Annotated in this window: 5 protein-coding genes; 1 reads left to right on the forward strand and 4 read right to left on the reverse strand. The window is 64.6% G+C overall.

Annotation, left to right across the window (positions count from 1 at the left end; translation table 11 throughout):
• The coding region (locus RI841_RS14075) for a class I tRNA ligase family protein (protein ID WP_310706260.1) at positions 1-589 on the reverse strand (589 nt) is incomplete at its 3' end.
• Between the two features lie 236 nt (positions 590-825).
• On the opposite strand from RI841_RS14075, the gene RI841_RS14080 reads away from it, so the two are divergent.
• A complete protein-coding gene (locus RI841_RS14080; RefSeq protein WP_310706261.1) occupies positions 826-1344 on the forward strand; it encodes a zinc ribbon-containing protein in 519 nt (172 codons plus the stop codon).
• A gap of 61 nt (positions 1345-1405) precedes the next feature.
• Here the strand turns inward: RI841_RS14080 and RI841_RS14085 are convergent, their stop codons facing one another.
• The 3 genes from RI841_RS14085 to RI841_RS14095 form a co-directional block, all read right to left on the reverse strand.
• Entirely contained in the window at positions 1406-2986 is a 1581-nt protein-coding gene (locus tag RI841_RS14085; protein ID WP_310706262.1) for a BCCT family transporter, read from the reverse strand.
• Between the two features lie 143 nt (positions 2987-3129).
• Positions 3130-4464, reverse strand: coding sequence for a hypothetical protein (locus RI841_RS14090; RefSeq protein ID WP_310706263.1), 1335 nt, complete (start codon positions 4462-4464; stop codon positions 3130-3132).
• A gap of 440 nt (positions 4465-4904) precedes the next feature.
• Positions 4905-5341 (reverse strand): LysR family transcriptional regulator substrate-binding protein (locus RI841_RS14095; RefSeq protein ID WP_310706264.1); only part of this gene is annotated, 437 nt, incomplete at its 5' end.

Raw genomic sequence — 5341 nt, forward strand, 5'->3', positions numbered from 1 at the left:
CGGTGATCTTGAGAAACCACAGCGGGATTTCCTTGCGTTCCACCAGCGCGCCGGAGCGCCAGCCGCGCCCCTCGATCACCTGCTCGTTGGCCAGCACCGTCTGGTCGACCGGGTCCCAGTTGACGGTGGACATCTTCTTGTAGACCAGGCCCTTCTCTACCAGCTTGGTGAAGAACCACTGCTCCCAGCGGTAGTAGTCGACGTCGCAGGTCGCGAACTCGCGGCTCCAGTCGTAGGCGAAGCCCAGCGCCTTGAGCTGGCGGCGCATGTAGTCGATGTTGTCGTAGGTCCACTTGGCCGGCGGTACCCGGTTCTGGATGGCGGCGTTCTCCGCCGGCATGCCGAAGGCGTCCCAGCCCATGGGCTGCAGCACGTTCTTGCCCTGCATGCGCTGGTAGCGGGAGACCACGTCGCCGATGGTGTAATTGCGCACATGCCCCATGTGCAGCTTGCCGCTGGGGTAGGGGAACATCGACAGGCAGTAGAACTTCTCGCGGCTGGCGTCTTCCACCGCCTTGAAGCACTGGTTCTTGTCCCAGAACTGCTGGGCGTCGCGTTCGGTCTCGTGGGGCTTGTACTGTGCGTCCATCGCTCTCTTCGGGTACCTTGAAAGTCGAGCGCAGCGGCGTGGCGCTGCGCATGTCAGCGGCCCTTGTCCGGCATCAGGATTCGGCGCCGGTGCGGCGCGAAACCATTGAATTTCCGGCGGGATGTCGTCTAAATGGTATAATTGGCTGAACGCTAGGATACCCCAGCACGGCGCCCGGCGGCTACGGGGTAACACCGCCGGACCAGCAAGCCCTGTCGCGAAACGAGGAGATGAACATGAGTGAGCAAAAGGAACCGCACCGAGAACACCGCCTACGCGAGGGCTACGAGCGCATGCTCGACCGACTTCGCGAGGGCGCTGACGAGCTGACCTGGGAGAACCTGCAGCAGGAGCTTGACGAGGCGGTGGAATTCGAGGCCGAGCTGGAGGAGTTCACCAAGGACGAGCTGTCGCTGTTGCGCGCCTGGGTCGAGCGCGACTTGAAGGAGATGCGCCGCTACCTCAATGCCGGCGGCGAGAGCGTGGCCACCTGGCTGGGTATCGATCTCTCGATGCTGTCGCGCAAGGTGGTGGAGTCGCTGCTTTCCATTGCCGACCGCAGCGTGATCGAGCGGGAGCAACTGGCGGATGACCTGGAAGCGTCACGCGCCGACTACGTCGCCGGCGAGATGGCAGCTCCCGGCCGCATGGCCTGCGTGCACTGTGACGCCATCGTCGAGCTGGAAGGGGTGGCCCGCATCGAGCCGTGTCACCAGTGTGGCCATCGCTACTTCGTGCGCGCGCCGAAGAAGTAGATTTTCCCCCCTATGGGGTAACCTCCCACCGCCGCTGCGCGGCGGATCGCGACGCCAGCGATCAGTCGTTGTCGATATTGCCTGCGATGTGGTGTTGCGAGGGTGTGCCGCTCTTGCGGATATCCGCCGAGAAGGCGCGCATCATGCCGTAGCACGCCGCCGCCAGCAGCAGCGTCATCGGCAGGGCCATGGCGATGGCGGCCTGCTGGATGGCCGCCAGGCCGCCAACGACGAGCAGGGTGGCTGCGACGGCGCCTTCCGAGATTGCCCAGAAAAGCCGTTGTGACACTGGCGGATTTGGATATCCGCCGGAGGTCACCATGTCGTCGACCAGCGAGCCGGAATCCGACGAGGTGATGAAGAAGATGATGATCACCAGCGTGGCGAATACCGTGGTGATCGACCCCAATGGAAGCTCACTCAACAGCAGATGCAGCGAGATGGCTACGTCGTCGATGGCCTGCTGGGCAATCTCGATCTCGGTGAAGCGCTCCATGTGCAGGGCGGTGCCGCCGAAGGTCGCCATCCAGAAAAACGTGACCAGTGACGGTAACAGCAGGCCGGCCGTGATCAGCTCACGAACCGAGCGCCCCCGGGAAATTCTGGCGACGAAGATGCCGACGAACGGCGACCAGGAGATCCACCAGCCCCAGTAGAACAGCGTCCAGCGCGATTGCCAGTCCGAGGTGGTCGCAAAATCGGTTTCCAGGCTGGTTGTGACCAATGTCTGCAGGTAGATGCCCAGCCCGCCAGTGAGCGTTTCCAGGATATAGGCCGTGGGGCCGACGACAAAGACAAACAGCAGCAGTACGGACGCCAGCGCAATGTTCAGCGCCGACAGGCGCCTGATGCCGTGCTGAATGCCCGAGACCACCGAGAGGGTGGCGGCCGCCGTAATGGCCGCGATGATCAACACCTGTACCAGCGTCGACGTCTCGATGCCCAACGACATCGACAGGCCGGCGTTGATTTGCATTGCCCCCAGCCCCAGCGACGTGGCCACGCCGAGCAGCGTGCCCACCGTGCAGAGGATGTCGGTCAGATGGCCGGGCATGCCGTAGATACGCTTGCCAATCAGCGGCCAGAGCACGGAGCGGGGTGCCAGCGGCAGGTCGATGCGGAAATGGTAGTAGGCAATGGACAGCGCCAGCACCAGATAGATGGCCCAGGCGTGAAGACCCCAGTGGAAGAAGGAATAGCGCATCGCGTCATGCATCGCCGCGGTGGTCGCCGGATCAGCGTAATGAGGCTCGAGGTAGTGATTGAGCGGTTCCGCCACGCCCCAGAACACCAGCCCGGTGCCCATGCCGGCGGCGAACAGCATGGCGAACCAGTTGAGCCGTCTGAATTCAGGCTCATCCTCGGGTTTGCCCAGCTTGAGCTTGCCGGCCGGACTGATCACGACGCCCAGCGCAAACACCAGCAGCGCGGTCGAGATCAGCATGTAATACCAGCCCAGCGTGTCCGCGATCCAGCCCTGGATGGAGGCGAACGTGGCGGCGGCCGTCGCGGTGAAGACTCCGCCGAAGAGGCAGAACCCGATGACCAACGCCGCCGAGCCGAAGAACACCGTGGGCTGCATTCGCTTGAACGGACCCACCGACTTGGCGAGTTTGTGCTTCTGGTTCTGCTCGTCGGTCATGAATGCCCCACGGCGCATGCGCGCGTCCGAATGATTCGGTTTGATGTCGCTAGAGAACCGGGCAGCAGCGGTGTCACGTTCCAGGCACGACCGTATCATTCGGGGAAAGCTTCCCTGAAATCCTTTTCAGTGGCGGTGACGACTCAGACGGGCAGCTGGGCTTCCAGCACCAGGATGGCGGCCATGACCAGCAGCGTCATGATGGCGGCATAGCCGAGGTTCTGGCGCATCATCGTGGTTCCACTGACGCCGTAGCGCCCCTGCAGTGAGAGGTTGATGCCGGAGAGGGGGCCGACGCTGGTCCCCACCGCCCAGGAGGCCAGGGCCACGAAGGCGAACAGGGTCTGCCGGCCGGCGTCCAGATCGAGCATCGAGGCAAGCACGGAGACGCCGATGATGGGGTGCAGGCCGGCCACGGCGCTGATGACGATGGCCAGGAAGCTGGCGATGGCTTCCAGTGGGCCGAAGTGGTCAAAGAGTGTCCAGGCGCTGCCCGTGGCGGCGGTGATGAAGGTCGACAGCCCTTGGGTCAGCAGTCCCGCGCAGAGGAACAGTGAGATCTCGCCGCGCATGGCCGGCAGCCGCGTGAGGGTGTGCTGATGGACCCGCCGCAGGGTCCAGTGGGGCCCCCGGGGCAGGTTGGAGAGCAGCGCCACACTCGGCAGCAGGAAGGTGATGATGCTGACGATGGAGAGGGTGGGCGTGAGGCGGTAATGGAACAGCATCACCAGGGCCGCCATGCTCACCGGCATCAGCAGGCTGCGCGGCGATAGCGAGAAGCCGGCGGTCTCGGCCAGCTCGAAACGTCGCGAGAGCTCGCCGACCGTCAGCATGCCCGAGGCCAGGGCCAGGGGCAGGCCAAAGGCGAGAAGGGTGGCGTAGTGCATTGCCGGCGCCAGGGTCATGACCACGCCCATGGAGGCGAAGAAGGGCGACCAGAGCGCGGCACTGGAAAGCCCACGGTTGAGACCCAGCAGTTGGGGCGTGGAGAGCGGGCCCCGACGTTCCAGGCGATCGCCGACCATGAACACCGTGGAGAGGTTGAGGATGGAGCCCAGCAGGTGAACCCCCAGCCAGGTGCCCAGCATGCCGCGGGTACCGGTCAGGGCCTTGCCCGCAGGACGTGACCGGCCTCGGAGGTTGCCGATCAGGCCGATGAAGCTGACCCCCACCAGCATGGCGACCACATAGGTGTTGCCGTCGAGAATCCCCGGCCAATCGATGCTGGCGCCGTGCCAGGCGCGCGCCAGCACCAGCAGCCCCAGGCCAAGGGCGGCCAGTATTCCCGCCTGGCGGCGGGTACGGGGGGGAATATCGACCCAAAGCAGTGCTGTGGCCAGCCAAAGGCAGTAGCTGACCGCATGCGCCAGCGGGACGAGGTGAGTGAACTGCGCCACCTGCAAAAGCAGTCCGGACAGAATCAGGCCGCCTGCTAGCGCATGGCGGGGGATGATCTTGGGCTGGGTGGTGTCTGGCACTGGCGCGGGTTCCTGGCGCAAAAGATGAGCAGTCTAAACAAATTGTCGTGAGGTTGTCTTGGGCGCCTGGCGGTGCCATCGCGATCTGAAGACCGCTCCCACCTTACGGTCATAGCACGGTAGATTTGTGGGAGCGAAGCTCTGCTTCGCGATCCGTCGCGAAGCGGCGGTGGGGTTGTCTCGTTCTGGGCGCCTGGCGGCGCCATCGCGATCTGAAGATCGCTCCCACCTTGCGGTCATAGCACGGTAGCCTTGTGGGAGAGAAGCTCTGCTTCGCGATCCGTCGCGAAGCGGCGGTGGGGTTGTCTCGTTCTGGGCGCCTGGCGGCGCCATCGCGATCTGAAGATCGCTCCCACAATGTGCTGCCACCGCGATCTGCCGCGCCCTTAGTGGGAGCGAACGGTTCGACGCCTCGACTTGCGTCGCGAGGGCCTGATTCGTCAGCCCCACTCTCTGGCGGCTGACTCGCGGGCCGCGTCGAGCTGGGCGAGCATGGCCCGCGCCGGATTGGAGAGGGTTCGGCTGCGATGTACCAGATAGCCCAGCGGGCGTTGGATGGGCGGGTGGTCGACGTCCAGCTCGTGGAGCTCGCCGGCCACCAGGCGCTCCGGCAGCAGGCTCCAGCCCAGGCCGATGGCGGTCATCATCTTCAGTGTCTCCAGGTAATTGGTGGAGAGCGCCACTGGCAGGCGCAGGCCGGCGGCTGCGAAGCGTGACTCGATCAGGCCGCGAGTGAAGGTGAGCGGGCCGGGCAGCACGGCGTCAAAATCGCACAGCGTCTGCAGGCTGGGGGGCTCGAGTTCGGTAAGCGGATGGTCCGGGGCGCAGACAAAGCAGAGGCGATCGATCCATACCGGTACCACCTGAAGCTGTTCAT

This window comes from Halomonas sp. (genome assembly GCF_031581305.1).
Taxonomy (GTDB): Bacteria; Pseudomonadota; Gammaproteobacteria; order Pseudomonadales; family Halomonadaceae; genus Halomonas.